Here is a 17,479-nt window from a genome sequence, read left to right as displayed (position 1 = left end):
AGGTGGGCGTGGTAGGCGGTGGTGAGGTCGTGGGTGAGGGGTTGCATGGACCAGCCGTCGCCGGCGATGTGGTGCAGGACGAGGGCGAGCAGGTGCTGGTTCGGCGTCAGGGTGAAGAGGGCGGCGCGCAGGGGGAGTTGGGTGGTGAGGTCGAAGGGGGTTGAGGCGAGTTCGGCGATGCGGGTGTGGGCGTCGTTCTCGTCGTCGGCGTGGTGGAGGTGGAGCGGGATGAGGCCGGGGGTGGCGGGCAGGATGTGCTGGCGGGGTTCGCCGTCGGTCTCGGGGAAGAGGGTGCGCAGGGTCTCGTGGCGCGTGACCACGTCGTCCAGCGCGGCCCGCAGGGCCTCCCGGTCCACCTCCTCCGTCAGCCGCAGCACCACCGGCATGGCGTACGCGCTGGCCTCGCCCTCCATCCGGTTGAGGAACCAGAGCCGGGACTGCGCGTAGGAGAGCGGGATGCGCTCCGGGCGCTCGACCCGCTCCAGCGCGGGCAGCGCGGTGGCCGGTCGGGCCGAGGAGAGCCGCTCGGCGAGCAGGGCGACGGTGGGCGCCTCGAAGAGGTCACGGACGCCCAGCTCGGCGTCCAGCCCGGCGCGGACGGCCGCGACCAGCCGCATCGCCAGCAGCGAGTGGCCACCCAGGTCGAAGAAGCTCTCGTCGATGCCCGGCTCGCGGTCGGTGCCCAGCACCTCGGCGAAGATCCGGCACAGCGCGGCCTCCCGCTCGTCCCGCGCGGTGCGGCCGCCGGCGGACTCCTGGCGGGGCGGGGCGGGCAGTGCCCGGCGGTCCAGCTTGTTGTGCGCGGTCAGCGGCAGCGCGTCCAGCACCACCAGGGCGGACGGCACCATGTAGCCGGGCAGCGTCGTGGACAGCTCCGCCCGCAGCACGGCCGGTTCGACCTCGGCGCCGGGGGCCGGGACCAGGTAGCCGACCAGCTGCCGGTCGCCCGGGCGGTCCTCGCGGACCACCGCCGCAGCCGAGGCCACCGCCTCCAGGGCGGCCAACGCGGCCTCCACCTCGCCCAGTTCGATCCGGAAGCCGCGGATCTTCACCTGGTCGTCCAGTCGGCCGAGGAACTCGATCGCGCCCCCGGGCAGCCGGCGGGTGAGGTCGCCGGTGCGGTAGAGCCGGGCGCCGGGCTCGCCGTACGGGTCCGGGACGAAGCGTTCGGCGGTCAGGCCGGGGCGGCCCAGGTAGCCGCGGGTCACCTGGGCGCCGCCGATCAGCAGCTCGCCGGGCACCCCGACCGGCACCGGCTCGCCGCGGCCGTCCAGCACGTACGCCCGGACGTTGCCGAGCGGTCGGCCGATCGGCACGGTGGAGGTGCCGGTGAGCTCCTCGGCCCGGGGGTGGTGGGTGGTGACACCGACGGTGGTCTCGGTGGGGCCGTAGTGGTTGAGGACCTCGCAGTCGGCCCGGCCCAGGAGCTCGCGCACGTAGGCGCTGGTGGAGCCCTCGCCGCCGAGGATCAGGCCGCGGCGGGGGAGCACCCGGTGCTCGGCGCCCGGGCCCTCCAGCGCCGCCAGGTGCGAGGGGCTGATCTTCAGGTAGTCGATCGGGTGCTCGGCGACGTAGGCGGCCAGCAGCCGTCCGTCCGAGGCGGTGTCGGCGTCCACCATGTGCAGCGTGCCGCCGCCGAGCAGCGAGGCGGAGAGCACGGTGACGCAGGAGTCGAAGGTGAACGGCTGCACCATCGCGTACCGGGCCTGCGGCGCCAGGCCCAGCGCGGACACCACGGCGGTGCGGTAGTTGAGCACCTGGCGGTGCTCGACCACCACGCCCTTGGGCCGGCCGGTGGAGCCGGAGGTGAACAGCACGTAGGCGGCCTGGCCCGGGTCGACGGTCACCTCGGGGGCGGTGTCCGGCAGGCCGTCCAGCGCCAGCTCCTCCACCACGACCGCCCGTACGCCGGCCGGCAGCCGGTCGGCCGCGGCGGCGCGGGTGATCACCACGGGGGCGGCGGTGTCGGCGAGCATCATCGCCATCCGCTCCTGCGGTTGGGCCGGGTCGATCGGGACGTAGCAGCCGCCGGCCTTGAGCACGGCCAGCAGGGCCACCACCGTCCAGCTGCCGCGCTCCAGGCAGATGCCGACCGGGGTCTCGGCGGCGACGCCGAGCCCGCGCAGGTGGTGCGCCAGCCGGTTGGCCAGCCGGTCCAGTTCGGCGTAGCGGTGGGTGCCGTCGGCGCCGACCACCGCGACGGCCTGCGGGGTCCGGGCTGCCTGCTCGGCGAAGCGGCCGTGGAAGGTGCCGGGCGGGACGTCCAGGGCGGTGTCGTTCCAGGTGCCCAGTACCTGCTCGCGCTCGTCGGCGGTCAGCAGCGGCAGCCGGCCGACCGGGCGGTGCGGGTCGGCGCAGGCCTCGCGCAGCAGGGTGGCGTAGTGGGCGAGCAGGCGCTCGGCGGAGCGCTCCTGGTAGCGGTCGGTGCGGTGGACGAGGGTGAGGGCGAGGGTGTCGCCGGTCTCCGAGACGGTGAAGGTGAGGTCCCGCTTGGCGTCGGCCGGGCCGGCCCCGTCCAGGGGGCGCAGCGCCAGCTCACCGGCGCCGGCGGCCTCCTCGGGGGCGCCGCCGGGCGCGGCCTGGTCGAGCACCAGCATGGTGCGGGCCAGTCCGTCCGGGGAGCCGGCCCGCAGCCGGGCGGCCAGCTGCTCGAAGGGCACCTCCTGGTGCTGCAGGTCGCGCTGGGTCGCCCCGGCGGCGCGGTCCAGCAGCTCGGCGAAGGTCGGCTCGCCGGACAGGTCGCCGCGCAGCAGCAGGGTGTTGACGAAGCAGCCGATCAGGCCTTCGAGTTCGGTGCGCTCGCGGCCGCCGACCGGGGTGGCGACCACCGGGTCCTCGCCGCAGCCGTAGCGGTGCAGCAGGGCCTGCAGCGCGGCCAGCGCCACGGTGAAGAGCGTGGTCCGGTGCCGGGCGGCCAGGGCGCGCAGGCCCGCCGTCACGTCGGCGGGCAGCTCCAGGCTGTGCGAGCCGGCGGCGGGGCCGCCCTCGGGACGGCCGGTGGCGGTGGCCGGCGGCGGGGTGTCGGTCAGGCCGGACAGCCGCTGCTGCCAGTAGTCCAGGCTCTCCTGGTACCCGGCGCCGTCCAGCCGGCCGCGCTGCCAGGCGGCGAAGTCGCCGTACTGCACCGGCAGCGGTGGGAGTTCGGCGCCGGCCGGGCCGTCCACCAGCCGGTAGGCGGCCGCGACCTCGCCCAGCAGGACGTTCACCGACCAGGCGTCGACGGCGATGTGATGGACCGTCAGCAGCAGTACGTGCTGCTGCTCGCCGGTGCGCAGCAGTGCGGCGCGCAGCAGCGGCCCGGCGGCCAGGTCGAACGGGGTGTGCGCCTCCTCGGCGAGCCGTGCGTGCACCAGCGCCGCGGCGTCGCCGGGGGCGGACCGGAGGTCGGTCACCGGCAGCGTGAACTCCGTTCCTTCGTGGACGAGTTGCACCGGCGTGCCGTCCGCCCCGGTGCCGAAGGTGGTGCGCAGCACCTCGTGCCGGGACATCACCGTACGGAACGCCCGGGCCAGCCGCTCGGCGTCCAGCGGGCCGTCGCAGGCCACCGCCATCGGCACGTTGTACGCCGCCGACTCGGGGGCGAGCTGCTGGGCCAGCCAGATCTGCTCCTGGGTGAAGGAGAGCGGCACCGGCGCCCCCGGGGTGCGGCGCGGCACGCCGGCCGGGGCGGCCGGGCGCCGGGCCAGCCGCTCGCGCAGCCGGGCCTCCAGCTTGGCCCGCTGCTCGGGCGACAGCTCGGCGATCCGGCGGGCGGTCTCGGCTGCCGTGCCGGCTGCCGTGGCGGTGGCGGTTGCGGTGGCGGCGGTGGCGGACTGGGTGGTGCTCACGGTGCTCTCCCCGGAGAAGGTCAGGCGGGCCCGAAGGCGCTGGGCGGAAGGCGGAACCGGTGCGGCGGCGGACGGGGCCGGCCGGCGGCGTTCAGGGCGGCGGCGGTCAGGGCCGGCGTCGCGCTCAGAACAGGACGCGGGAGCCGGCGGTGGCCCGGGCGTCGCGGGACTTGCGCAGATCGCGGGTGACGTTGACCCGCTTGAGCCAGCGGTCGGTGCCGTCGAAGCGCGCGGCGAAGGAGTTGCGGCCGTGGACCGCCCGGTAGTTGTCGACGAAGACGATCTCGCCGGGGGCCAGCGCGGCGCCGCCGAGACGGCGGTCGATCTCCTCGGAGAGGCGCTGGAGCGCGCCCCGGGCCTCGGGGTCGAGGCGGTCCAGGTCCATGAAGTACGGGTCCAGGCAGAGGTAGGGGTCGGTCGGCGAGCCGAACAGGACGGGTACGGGCGCGGCGTCGTCGCGCATCCGCTTGAGCCGCTCGTAGGCCTGGTCGAGCAGTTCGGTGCCGCCGGCGAGCGGCCGGCCGGGGCCGCGGTCGAGCATCTGGAGGTGGGAGTTGTCCGGCAGCATGTAGAACCGCGGCTCGGCGAGCACCCGCCGGTCCTCGGCGGAGATCTCCAGGTCCTGCGCGCCGACGAAGGTGGTCGGCACCCGGTCGGGGTTGCGCAGGCAGAGCAGGCCGACGTAGTCGCCCCGGTAGGGGTGGAAGGCGTCCTCGACGTGCCAGAAGATGGTCTGGTTGCTGCCGGTGCCGATCTGCTCGTCCTCGTGGCCCTTCACCGGCAGGACGTCGTGCACCAGGTAGCCGTCCTGCTGGGTGGCCCAGGCGACCGGCTCGCCGAGCAGCGCGCCGCAGAGCAGCAGGAAGATCTCCTCGCGCAGCGACGGCGAGACGCCGGTGCGGTGCTGCCAGTGCTCGGGGGTGGGGCCGATCCGGTCCTGGTCGACGCGGTAGCCGGAGACCACGCAGACGCCGGCCGGTTCGTGCAGCCGGAAGTCGGTCAGGAAGCGGCGCAGGGCCATCGGCAACCGGTGGGACTGGACGGTCAGTTCGTCCTGGAGGGCCTGGTCCTCGACGCTGCGGTGCCGGTCGGCCAGCTCGTCGAGCAGGGCGGCGATCGCGTCGGCGTCGGCGGGGTCGAGCGTGAGCGTGTGCATGGGGCGGGTCACCTTCGGGGTGGTCGGGATCGGGAGGGGCTCGGCGGGCCTTCGCGGCGCGCGGGCCTGCGCGGCTCGGCGGGCGGCCGGGGCTCAGCCGGCCTTCGGCAGGAGCGCGGCCAGCCGGTCGAGGCCGGCGGTCAGTTCCTCGGAGGCGCCGCCGAAGCCGAGCCGGATGTGCCGGGAGGAGCCGAAGCAGGCGCCGGGCACGACCAGGACGCCGTGCTCGCGGTCGAGCCGGTCGGCGAACGCGGTCACGTCCCCGACCGTGGTCAGCTCGGGGAAGGCGGTGACCCCGCCGGCCGGCAGGTCGGCGCGCACCCGGTCGTGGTGCTCGGCCAGCCAGTCGGCCAGCACCGCGCGGTTGGCGGTGGCCTGGGCGAGTCGGGGGCGCAGCAGCTCGTCGGCGTGCCGGACGGCGTGCGTGGCCACCGCCTCGACCAGCGGGGACAGCGCCAGGCTGGTGTAGTCGCGGCGGCGCACGCAGCCGGCCAGCACCTCGGGCGCGGCCAGGGCCCAGCCCACGCGCAGGCCCGGCAGGCCGTAGGCCTTGGACAGGGTGCCGAAGGAGATCGCCCGGGGGTAACCGGGGGCGGGGTCGGGCAGCGGCTCGCGGTCGTAGACCAGGTGCTGGAAGGCGTTGTCCCAGGCGAGCCAGGTGCCGTACCGGGCGCAGGCGTCGACGATGGCGGCCTGCTGTCCCTCCGTCACGGTGGCGCCGGTCGGGTTGTGCGGGAAGTTGACCACCACCATGGCGGTGGCCGGGCCGACCAGCGCCAGCAGCTCGTCCTCGTTGGTGACGACGCCGTGCTCGGTGCGCATCGCCCAGGGGACGATCCGGCAGCCCAGCGACGCGGCCACCTCGACCAGCGCGTGGTAGGCGGGCGCCTGCACCACGACCTCGTCGCCGGGCTTCAGCAGGGCCTGCATGACCAGGTAGATCGCCTCGCTGGAGCCCTGGGTGGCGATGATCGAGCCGGGGTCGGTGCCGTGCCGCTCGGCGAGGGCGGCGCGCAGCGGCTCGCCGCCCAGGGAGTGGCTGTCGCGGAACACGATGCCGCCGAGCGAGGCGGCGTCGGTGCCGGCCAGGGCGAGGACCTGGTCGACGGTGTAGTTCTCGACGCCGCTGCTGCTGATGTCGTAGGTGGTGGTGAAGTACCGCTCGCGGAGCCAGTCCTCCAGCAGGGCCGGGGCGATGGGCATGGGTTCCTCCAAGGGGCCGGACACGGTTTCGGACACGGGGCCGGATCGGCGGGCCCGGTGGGCGGGCCGGATCCGTCAGTCGGGCCGGGTGGGCCCGCGGGCCGGTCGGGCCCGCGGGCCGGTCGGGCCCGCGGGTCGGGTGGGCGGTCGGGGCGGTCGGGTCGGGTGGGCGGTCGGGGCGTCAGGCGGTGGCGAGGCCGTCCTCGGCCTCCAGTTCGGCGAGCAGCTGCGCCAGGTCGTCCGGGTCGGTGTCCTCGGCCTGCAGCTGCACCACCCGCAGGGCCAGCTCGGCGACGGTGGGCGCCTTGTAGAAGACCCGCAGGGGCACCTCGACCCGGCAGGCCTCGCGGACCCGGGCGGCGAACCGGGCGGCCAGCAGCGAGTGCAGGCCCAGGTCGAACAGGTTGTCGTGGACGCCGACGGCCGGCAGGTCGAGCAACTCGCCCGCCAGCTCGGCGATCTCCCGCTCGGCGGGGGTGCGCGGGGCGACCGCCGCGCCGCCCGCCAGCTCGGCGCGGCCGGGCCGGGGCAGTGCGCCGCGGTCGAGCTTGCCGTTGCCGTTCAGCGGGAGGGCGGGCAGCAGCACCACGGCCGAGGGCACCAGGTACTCGGGAAGCCGTTCGCGCAGCGCGGCGCGCAGTTCGACGGCCTCCGGCGCGGTGCCGGGGGCGGCCACCGCGTAGCCGACCAGGCGCTTCTCGCCGGGCTCGTCCTCGCGGACGATCACCGCAGCGGCGGCGATCCCCGGCAGTTCGGCGAGCCGGGCCTCCACCTCGCCGGGCTCGATCCGGTGGCCGCGGATCTTCACCTGCTGGTCCGCGCGGCCGATGAACTCGACCTCCCCGTCGGCCCGGTGGCGGGCCAGGTCGCCGGTGCGGTAGAGCCGGGCGCCGGGCTCGCCGTACGGGTCCGGGACGAAGCGTTCGGCGGTCAGGCCGGGGCGGCCGAGGTAGCCGCGGGCCAGGCCGGCGCCGCCGAGGAACAGCTCGCCGGGGGAGCCGATCGGCACCGGCTGCCCGGCGCCGTCCAGCAGGAGGACGGTGGTGTTGGGCAGCGGACGGCCGATCGGCAGCGCGTCGCCGGGCACCGGCTCGGCGGTCACCCGCCGGGTGGCCGAGGTGCAGGTCACCTCGGTGAGCCCGTACACGTGCACCAGCGGGACCCCGAGGCGCTGCCAGGCGGCGAGGCGGTCCCGGCGCACCCGCTCGCCTCCCATCGCGACGAACCGCAGGCCCGGCGGCAGTGCGGCGCCGGTGCGCTCCAGTTCGGCGGTCCAGTCGTGCCAGTAGGCGGTGGTGAGTTCGAGTCCGGTGATCCGGTGCTCGGCCAGGTATCCCGTCAGGTCCACACCGCGGGTGAGCAGCCGGGCGCCGGGCAGCACCACGGTGGCGCCGGCCGCCAGGGCCGGGAACAGCTCCTCGACCAGGACGTCGAAGCCGGTGGACGCCAGCTGCAGGAAGCGGTCGCCGGGGGCCAGGCGGAACTCCTCGGCCATCGCCAGGGTGAAGTTGACCAGGCCCCGGTGGGTGAACATCGAGCCCTTGGGGGTGCCGGTGGTGCCGGAGGTGAAGAACACGCAGGCCAGCGCCTCGGGCTCGGTGGCGGCGCCAGGGGCCGCCGCCACCGCGGTGCCGTCCGGTGCCTCGATCGGGGCGACCGTCAGCCCGTCCGGCAGCGGGTCCGGGGTGGGCCCGTCGGTGAGCACCAGCCGGGCGCCGGACAGCTCCAGCAGCAGGCGCAGCCGCGCCTCGGGCAGCTCCGGGTCCAGCGTGGTGAACGCCGCGCCGGCCTTCATGACCCCGAGCAGGGCGGTGACCAGCAGCGGGGTCGGGGCCGCGCGCACCGCGACCACGCTGCCCGGGCCGACGCCCAGCGCGCGCAGCCAGGCGGCGCAGCGCTCGGCGGCGGCCTCCAGCTCGGCGTAGCGCGTGGTGCGGCCCTCGTGCTCCAGCGCCGGGGCGTCGGGCGTGCGGGCCGCGGCCGCCGCGACCAGCTCGTGCAGGCCGCCGGCCGGCACCGGGCGGGCGGTGTCGTTCCACTCGGTGAGCACGGTGCGGCGCTCCGCGGCGTCGAGCAGCGGCAGCCCGGACAGCCGGGTCCCCGGCGCGTCGGCGGCGGCCGCCAGCAGCACGCCGAAGCGGTGCGCCAGGCGGGCGATGCTTCCGGCGTCGAACAGGTCGGTCGCGTACTCGACGGTGAAGGCCAGCCGGCCGTCCTGTTCGACGGCGGTGAGCATCAGGTCCATCAGGCAGGAGCCGGTCGGGGCGTCCACCGGCTCGACCCGCAGGCCCGCGAAGCCGGTCCGTGGCGGGCGGGCGCTCTGCAGCGTCAGCATGGTCTGGAACACGGGGTGCCGGGCCGGGTCGCGCTCGGCGCCCACGGCGTCCAGCACCTGCTCGAACGGCACGTCCTGGCAGTCGAAGTCGGTCAGCACGCGGTCGCGGGTGCGCTCCAGCAACTCGGTGAAGGCCGGGTCGCCGGAGAGGTCGCCGCGCAGCGCCAGGCTGTTGACGAAGCAGCCCACCAGGCCGTCCAGTTCGTCCTGGCCGCGGCCCGCGACGGGGGTGCCGACCAGGACGTCCTCGGCGCCGGAGAGCCGGCCCAGCAGGGTCTGGTAGCCGGCCAGCAGCACCATGAACAGGGTGGCGCCGTGCCGGGCGCCGAGCGCGCGCAGCCGCTCGGTCAGCTCGGCGGGGAGCTCGAAGCCGTGCACCGCACCGGCCAGGCTCGGCACGGCCGGGCGGGGCCGGTCGGCGGGCAGCTCCAGCACCGGCAGCGGGCCGGCCAGCCGCTCGCGCCAGTGCTCCAGCTGCCCGGTCCAGCGGCCCTCGGCGGCGCGGTCGGCCTGCCAGCGGGCGTAGTCGGCGTACTGCACCGGCAGCGGCGGCAGGTCGCGGCCGTCGTAGAGCGCGCCCAGGTCCTCCACCAGCACGCCCATCGACCAGCCGTCGAGCGCGATGTGGTGGATCACCAGCACCAGGACGTGCTCGTCCGGGGCCGTCCGCAGCAGCAGGGCGCGCAGCGGCGGCTCGGCCGCCAGGTCGAAGGGACGGGTGACGAAGGCGTCGACCAGTTCCTCGGGCCGCTCGCCGGCGGCGAGGTCGCGGACGGTCAGCGGCGCCTCGCCGACCGGCAGCACGCGCTGCGTCGGCACACCGTCCACCTCCGGCAGGACGGTGCGCAGCACCTCGTGCCGGGCGGTCAGCCCGCGCAGGGCGGCGGCCAGCGCGGCGTGGTCCAGCGCGCCGCCGATCCGCACCGCGGTGGGCACGTGGTAGGCGGGGTTGCCCGGGGCGAAGCGGTCGAACAGCCACATCCGCTGCTGGGCGAAGGAGAGCGGCAGCGGGCCGGCGCGGTCCACCGGGACGACCGGCGGCAGCGGGGCGGCGGCCAGCGGCTCGTCGGCGGCGGAGCGCAGCCGTCCGACCAGCTCGGCCTGGGCGGCGACGGTGACCGCGCCGAACACCTCGCGCAGCCGCAGCTCCACGCCGAACTCCGCGCGCAGCGCGCCGACCAGGCGGTTGGCGAGCAGCGAGTGACCGCCGAGGGTGAAGAAGTCGTCCAGTACGCCGACCTCGGGCAGCTCCAGCAGCCGCTGCCAGATCGCGGCGATCGCGGCCTCGTCGGCGGTGCGCGGGGCGAGCCGGTCGGCGGGGCCGGCCTGGGCGGCCGGCGCGGGCAGCGCGGCGCGGTCCACCTTGCCGTTGGGGGAGAGCGGCAGGGCCGTCAGCTCCGTCCAGAGCGCGGGGACCAGGTGGCCGGGCAGTCGCTCGCGCAGCCAGGCGGCCACCTCGGCGGCGGAGGCACGGGTGTCCGTGGCGGGCACCCAGTACGCGGCGAGCCGCCGGTCGCCCGGGGCCACCTCGCGGGCCACCACGATCGCGTCGGCCACCGCCGGGTGGGCCAGCAGCACGCCGGTCACCTCGCCCGGCTCGACCCGGAAGCCGCGGATCTTGACCTGGTGGTCGGCCCGGCCGAGCAGCTCCAGTTCGCCGTCGGCCCGGCGCCGGGCCAGGTCTCCGGTCCGGTAGAGGCGCTCGCCGGGCACCCGGCCGTACGGGTGCGGCACGAAGCGTTCGGCCGTCAGCCCGGGCCGGCCGAGGTAGCCGCGGGCCAGCCCCTCGCCCGCCACGCACAGCTCGCCGGGCACCCCGGCCGGCACCGCGCGCAGCAGGGCGTCCAGCACCAGCAGCCGCTGGTTGGGCAGCGGGTGCCCGTACGGCACCGGGGCGGTCGGGTCGGCGTCCTCGGGCACCCGGTACTCGTTGTTGCAGAAGGCGGCCTCGGCCACCCCGGCGGAGTTGACCACCTGGCAGCCGGGCGCGGCGGCGCGCAGCCGGGGCGGCAGCGCCGGCGGCAGCACGTCCCCGCCGACCAGCACGGTGCGCAGGCTGTCCAGGGCCAGACCGTGCTCCTCGGCGGCGGCCAGCATGGCCTCCGTCCCGGCCGGCCCCATGCACCAGACGGTGACCCGGTGGCGGGCGACCAGCTCGGCCCAGTGCCGGGGGTCGCGGGCCGCCTCGGGCGCGGGGAAGACGGCGGCGGCGCCGACCAGCAGCGGGGCGAGGCAGTCGTGCACGGCCGGGTCGAAGCTCGGCGAGTGCAGGGCGATCATCCGGTCGCCGGGCCCGAAGCCGTGCGAACGGGCCAGCCCGGCGAAGGTGTTGACGATGGCGCGGTGGGTGACGGCCACGCCCTTGGGGCGCCCGGTGGAGCCCGAGGTGTACACCAGGTAGGCCAGGTTGGCCTCCCCGGACGCGGCGCCGGAGCCGGAGCCGGAGGCATCGGCACGGGCCGCGGCCTCGCCGCGGCCGAACTCCGGGCCGTCCTCGGCGATCTCCTCCAGCAGCAGCACCTCGGTGCCGGCCGGGAGCGCGCCCGCGGTGGAGCGGTGGGCCAGCACCACGGCCGGCCGGGCGTCGTCGATCATGAAGGCCAGTCGGTCGGCCGGGTACGACGGGTCCAGTCCGAGGAAGGCGCCGCCGGCCCGCAGGGTGCCCAGCATGGCGGCGCTGAGCCCCGCGCCGCGTTCCAGGCAGAGCGCCACCGGCACCTCGGGCCCGACGCCGTGCTCGCGCAGCCGGTGGGCGATCCGGGCCGCCCAGGCGTCCAGCGTCCGGTAGTCGAGAGAGCCGGACGCGTCGACCACCGCGACCGCCTCCGGGGTGCGGGCCGCCTGACGGGCGAACAGCTGGTCCACCCGCAGGCCGGCCGGGAGCTCGCCGTCGGTGTCGTTCCAGCCGTGCAGCTCCCGCTCCAGCTCCTCGGGAGTGAGCAGCGGCAGAGCCGACAGCCGGGTGCCCGGCGCGCGGACGGCGGCGCCCAGCAGGGTGGTCCAGTGGCCGAGCAGCCGGGCCACCGTCGGCGCCTCGAAGAGGTCCCGGGCGAACTCGGCGAAGCCGGTGAAGCAGCCGTCCTCCTCGGTGAGTTGGAGGTCGAGGTCGAGGTGTGCGCTGTCCCGGGCGACACTCACCGGCTCGACGGCCAGGCCGGTCAGCGCGGGCGTGGTGGCCGGGGCGTTCTGCAGCACGAAGCCGACCTGGGCCAGCGGGTTGCGGGACAGGTCCCGGCTGGGCGCCAGCGCCTCGACCAGCCGGTCGAAGGGCAGCTCCTGGTGCTCGAAGGCGTCCAGCGCGGTGCCCCGCACCCGCTCCAGCAGCTCGGTGAAGCTCGGGTCGCCGGCCAGCGAGGTGCGCAGCAGCACCGTGTTGACCAGCGCGCCGACCAGCAGTTCCGTCCCCGGGGCGCGGGTGGCGGGCCCGGTCGCCACCACGACCTCCTCGGTGCCCGCGTGCCGGGCCAGCACCGCCTGGAAGGCGGCGAGCAGGACGATGTACGGGGTCGCCCCCGCGGCCCGGGCGAGGTCGCGCACGGCCTGCGAGGTGGCCGCGTCCAGCCGCACCGGCACGGTCGCGCCGCGGAAGCTGCGCACCGCCGGGCGCGGGCAGTCGCCGGGCAGCTCCAGGGCCTGCGGCGCACCGGCCAGCCGCTCGCGCCAGTGGTCGAGCAGCCGGTCGCCGAGGCCGCCGTCCAGCACGGCCTGCCGGGCGGCCACGTGGTCGGCGTAGCGCAGCGGCAGGGCGGGCAGCCGGACGGGCCGCTGCTCCGCCAGGGCGGCGTAGCACTCGGAGAGTTCGGACATCAGCAGGCCGAAGGACCAGCGGTCCACCACGATGTGGTGCAGCACCACGACCAGCAGGTGCTCCCGCGGCCCGAGGGCGATCAGCTCGGCCCGCAGCAGCGGGCCCTTGGCCAGGTCGAAGGGCTGCTCGGCGAGCCGGCCGGCCAGTTCCCGGAGCCCCGGCTCGCCGGCGCCGGCGGCGTCGGTCACGCCCAGCTCGAAGGCGCGGCGCGGCAGCACCAGCTGGACCGGGACGCCGTCCCGGGCGGGGAAGACGGTGCGCAGCGCCTCGTGCCGGTCGACCAGCAGCTGGAAGGCCTGCCGGAGGTGGTCGGTGGCCAGCGGTCCGCGCAGTCGCAGGGCGGCGGCGGTGTTGTAGACGCCGCTGGGGCCCTCCAGCCGGTCGGTCAGCCAGAACCGGCGCTGGGCGGCGGAGGCCGGCAGCACCTCGGCGGTGCGGGGGGCGGTGGCCACGGGGTGCTCCTTCACGGGGGCGGGGTCGGTCGCGGGCGTGCTGCCGGGGGTGCGGGGAGCGGTCACCGGTCCCCGCCCATCAGCTTCGCCAGCTCCTCGGCGGACAGGTCGTCGAAGCCGGCGTCCCCGGCCGGCACGGCCTCGCGCACCGGGGCGGCCACCTCCTCCGGCAGCTCGGCGGCCGGGGCGCGGCGCACCGCCTCGGCGTACTCGCCCAGCACCGGCGCCTCGAACAGCGCCCGGACGGGCAGTGCGCGGCCGAGCGTCTCGCGGACGGCGGCGGTCACCTGGACGGCCAGCAGGGAGTGGCCGCCGAGGTCGAAGAAGTCGTCGGCCAGGCCGATCCGGGCGACGCCCAGGGCGGTGCTCCAGATCTCGGCGAGCGCCCGCTCGGTGTCGTCGCGCGGGGCGAGCAGCGCGGTCGAGCCGGTGGACCAGTCGGGGGCCGGCAGCGCGGCCCGGTCGAGCTTGCCGTTGGCGGTCAGCGGCAGCGCGTCCAGGATGACGAAGGCCTCCGGGACCATGTACTCCGGCAGCCGCTCCCGCAGGTGGGAGCGGAGCTGCGGTACCAGGCGGCGGGCGGCGCGGCCGCGGTGCGGGTCGTTGGCCCAGTGCGGCCACGGCAGTCCGGCGTCGTCCCCGGCGGGCGGCAGGGCCGTCTCCGGCTCGGTGCCGGCGGGGCGGAACGCGGCGTCGAAGCGGCCCGTCGGGTCGCCGGTCGCCCAGCTGAGGTCCACGGTGTGGCCGAGGTCCTCGGCCAGCTCGCGCAGCTCCTGCGGGTCGAGCGCGGCGGGCCCGGTGGTGCCGGGCTCGGTGGTGCCGGGCTCGACGGTGTCGGTGGTCCCGGCGGGCGGCGTGCCCTCGGGGGCACCGGCGGCGAGGCGCTCGGCGGTCCTGGCGTCGGCGTGCACCCGGGCGTTGGGGATGCCGGTGACCACCAGCGGGGAGCCGTCCAGCAGCGCCCGCAGCTCACCGCCGGTCCACGGCACCGTGCGCGCCGGGGCGGGCGCCGGCTCGGCGTCCAGGTGCAGCACCACGTCGTAGCGGTAGCGGGTCATCTCGTTGCGGTCGCGCCCCGGCTTGGGCAGCACCTCCACCCGGCCGATCCGCGGGATCTCCCGGCGCAGCGCGGCGAAGAAGCGGGGGTCGAGCAGCAGCTCGTCCTCCTGCCGGACGGCCTGGCGGACCTGCCGGGCCAGCTCGTCGTCGTCCGACCCGGCCGGCAGGCCCGGCCGCAGCACTGACACCTGGAAGGCGTCCAGCAGTGCCAGGTGCCGGACGTCGCCGACCACGATCCGCCCGCCCGGGGCCAGCAGTGCGGCGGCCCCGGTGAGGACCTCGACCAGGTAGCCGGCGCTCGGCAGGTACTGGGCCACCGAGTTGACCACCACGGTGTCGAAGTCGGCTGCCAGGCCGTCCAGCTCGTGCCCGGCCCGGCGCAGCAGCCGGACGTGCTCCCAGTGCGCCGGGAGGTGACGGCGGACGTGCGCGACCGCGCTGTCCGACAGGTCGAGGGCGGTGTACTGCTCGCAGTCGCCGGCCAGCCGGAAGAGCAGCAGACCGGTGCCGCTGCCGATCTCCAGCACCTTCCGCGGTCCGGTGCGCCGGATCAGCGCGACGGTGTCCTCGACCCAGCGCCGCATCTCCTCGGCCGGGATCGGCTCGCCGGTGTAACTGCTGGTCCACCCGCGGATGTTGAAGGTCGGATCGGCGCCGCCGACCTGCTCGTACTGCTCGTAGGCGGTGTCGAAGACGGTCCGCCACTGGGAGACCTGCTCCGCGTCGGCGTCGGCACCGGTGTCGTGGGCGTCCTCGGCCGGCTCGCCCGGGACGAGGTAGGCGACCAGGCCGGGGCCGCCGCCCGGCGCCTCGCGGGGCAGCACGGCGGCGTGCCGCACGCCCGGGTGGGCGCCCAACTCGGCCTCGATCTCGCCGAGTTCGACCCGGTGTCCGCGCACCTTGACCTGCTGGTCGATCCGGCCCAGGTACTCCAGGTCCCCCTCCGGCAGCCGACGGGCGAGGTCGCCGCTGCGGTACAGGCGCTCGCCGTCGCCCAGCGGGGAGGGGACGAAGCGCTCCGCGGTCAGGCCGGGGCGGCCCAGGTAGCCGCGGGCCAGGCCCGGACCGCCGACGCACAGCTCGCCGGGCACCCCGGGCGGCACCGGCTCGCCACGGCCGTCCAGCAGGTGCACCGCCAGGTCGGCCAGCGGGTGGCCGATCACGCTGCCGGGGGCGGCGAGGTCGGCGGAGGTGAGCGGGTGCGCGGTGACGTGCACGGTGGTCTCGGTGATCCCGTACATGTTGACCAGGAGCGGGCCGTCGGGGTGCCGGGCGGCCCAGTCGCGCAGCGCGCCCGGCTCCAGGGCCTCGCCGCCGAACACCACGTGCCGCAGGGCGAGCGGCGGGCCCGTCTCGCCGGCCCGCGCAGCCTCGGCGTCGGCGTCGGCGAACTGGCGGAAGGCGGTGGGCGTCTGGCTGAGCACCGTGACGCCCTCGGCGCGCACCAGCGCGTGGCGGGCGGCCGGACTGCGCCGGGCCTCCTCCGGCACCACGGCGATCCGGCCGCCGTGCAGCAGCGCGCCCCAGATCTCCCAGACCGAGAAGTCGAAGGCCGCCGAGTGGGAGAGCGACCAGACGTCGTCCGGCCCGAACGCCACCTCCTGGGCTGAGGCCTCGAAGAGCCGCAGCACATTGGCGTGGGTGAGCAGCGCCCCCTTGGGCCGTCCGGTGGTGCCGGAGGTGTAGATGACGTACGCCAGGTGGTCCGGGCCCAGCGGGGCCGGCTCCAGCGGTTCCTCCGCCACGTCCTGATCGACCGTCAGAACGGGCAGGTCTACCGCCAGTTCGGCGTGCTCCGGATCGGCGACCAGGGCCGTCGCGCCGGAGTCGGCCAGGGTGTAGGTCCGCCGGTCGGCCGGGTGGCGGGGGTCGAGCGGGACGTACGCGCCGCCGCTCTTCAGGATGCCGAGGATGCCGGTGACCAGCCGCACCGAGGGCTCGACGCAGATCGCGACCCGGCTCTCCGGGCCGACCCCCAGCTCGCGCAGCCGGCGCGCCAGTGCGTCCGAGCGGCGGTCCAGCTCGGCGTAGCTCAGCTCCTCCTCGCCGCAGTTCACCGCGATCGCGGTGGGGCGCAGCCGGGCCTGCTCGGCGAAGGCGGCGGGCAGGCTGGTCGCCCGTGGGGCGGTGGCGCCCCGGGCCGCGCCGGCCGCCAGCTCGGCGGCGCGCTCGGCCGCGCCGAGCAGCGGCAGCGCGTCCAGTCGGGTGTCCGGGGCGGCGACGGCGGCGGCCAGCAGGTGCAGCCACTGGTCGACGAACCGCCGTACGGTGCGCTCCTCGTACAGCTCGGTGCTGTAGTCGGCCAGGCCGGTCAGGCCCTGCGGCGTCTCGGTGACCTGCAGGTGCAGGTCGAACTTGGCGGTGCCGGTGTCCACCGCCGCCACGTCCATCCGCAGCCCGGGCAGCTCGATCCTGGACTCCGGGGTGTTCTGCAGGACGAGCAGCAGGTTGGCGAAGGGGGTGCGCCCGCCGGCGTCGCGGTCCGGCCGGACCTCCTCGACGATCCGCTCGAACGGCACGTCCTGGTGGGCGTACGCGGCGAGCGCGGACTCCCGTACGCGGCCCAGCAGTTCGCGGAAGGTCGGGTTGCCGGACAGGTCGGTGCGCAGCGGCAGCATGTTGACGAAGAAGCCGATCAGGCCCTCGGTCTGCGGGTGGTTGCGGTTGGCCACCGGCGAGCCGACCACCAGGTCGCTCTGCCCGCTCCAGCGCTGGGCGACGGCGGTGAAGCCGGCCAGCAGCGCCATGTACAGGGTGGCGTCGTGCTCCCGGGCCAGCGCGGTGAGCCGGGTGGCGAGGTCGCCCTCCAGCCGCCACGGGAAGCAGGCGCCGGCGAAGCCCTGCCGGGCGGTGCGCGGCCGGTCGGTCGGCAGGTCGACGGCGCTGGGTGCGCCGGCCAGCCGCTCGCGCCAGTGCGCGAGTTGGGCCTCCAGCGCCTCGCCGGACACCCGCTCGTGCTGCCAGAGCGCGAAGTCGGCGTACTGCACCGGGAGTTCGGGCAGCTCGGGGGCCTCGGGCAGCGCGCCGCCGCCGGGCCGGTAGTGGTGGGCCAGCTCGCGGACCAGGATGTCCAGCGACCAGCCGTCCGCCACGATGTGGTGCACGGCGAGCACCAGCAGGTGCTCCTCGTCGGCGAGCCGGACCAGCCGGCCGCGCAGCAGCGGACCGGCGCCCAGGTCGAACGGGCGGCGGCCCTCCTGCGCGGTCAGCTCGGCGAGCGCGGCCTCCCGGGCGCCGGCGGCCAGGGCGGACAGGTCGGTCAGCGGCAGCGCGACCTCCACCCGGGGGTGTACGACCTGCTCGGGCCGGCCGTCCTCGGCGCGGAAGGTGGTGCGCAGCGCCTCGTGCCGCTCGACCACCCGGCCCAGTGCCCGCTCCAGCGCGGGGGCGTCCAGCCGGCCGGTCAGCCGGACGGTGCAGGCGATGCTGTAGAGCGGGCTCGGGCCGGCGAACTGCTCGACGAACCACAGCCGTTGCTGGGCGAAGGACAGCGGCAGCCGGGCCCCCTCGGGGCGGGGGGCGATCAGGCCGGCGGCGTCGGGGCGGGCGAGGCCCTGGCGCCGGAGCAGCTCGGCGAGCAGCCGGCGCTTGTCGGAGGAGAGCGCGGAGCGCTGGGGTGACTGGCTCATGGATGGTCCC

5 protein-coding genes are annotated in these 17,479 nt (G+C 76.6%); all 5 read right to left on the bottom strand.

All coding sequences use genetic code 11. The features are described 5' to 3' along the window. Nucleotides 1–3,827, bottom strand: a 3,827-nt coding sequence (locus tag ACIRD3_RS38630; RefSeq protein WP_402226324.1) for an amino acid adenylation domain-containing protein, incomplete at its 3' end; no start/stop codon positions are given. Between the two features lie 124 nt (nt 3,828–3,951). Next, the gene (gene gntD / locus ACIRD3_RS38625; RefSeq protein ID WP_402226321.1) at nt 3,952–4,983 is read right to left on the bottom strand and encodes a guanitoxin biosynthesis L-enduracididine beta-hydroxylase GntD; all 1,032 of its coding nucleotides are present in this window, start codon (nt 4,981–4,983) and stop codon (nt 3,952–3,954) included. A gap of 93 nt (nt 4,984–5,076) precedes the next feature. Further along, a complete protein-coding gene (gene vioD, locus ACIRD3_RS38620; RefSeq protein WP_402226319.1) occupies nt 5,077–6,186 on the bottom strand; it encodes a capreomycidine synthase in 1,110 nt (369 codons plus the stop codon). A 181-nt stretch (nt 6,187–6,367) separates the two neighbouring features. Next, nucleotides 6,368–12,781 carry an amino acid adenylation domain-containing protein gene (locus ACIRD3_RS38615; RefSeq protein WP_402226316.1) on the bottom strand — a complete coding sequence of 2,138 codons (6,414 nt, stop codon included), beginning with the start codon at nt 12,779–12,781 and terminating at the stop codon, nt 6,368–6,370. 62 nt (nt 12,782–12,843) lie between these two features. Beyond that, on the bottom strand, nt 12,844–17,469 hold the full coding sequence (locus ACIRD3_RS38610) for an amino acid adenylation domain-containing protein (protein WP_402226314.1): 4,626 nt from the start codon (nt 17,467–17,469) through the stop codon (nt 12,844–12,846). Nucleotides 17,470–17,479 lie beyond the last annotated feature (10 nt).

The organism is Kitasatospora sp. NPDC093550 (genome assembly GCF_044764985.1).
Taxonomy (GTDB): domain Bacteria; phylum Actinomycetota; class Actinomycetes; order Streptomycetales; family Streptomycetaceae; genus Kitasatospora.
Note: the sequence above shows the minus strand (reverse complement) of the source record. Positions and strands in the feature narration are given on the sequence as shown.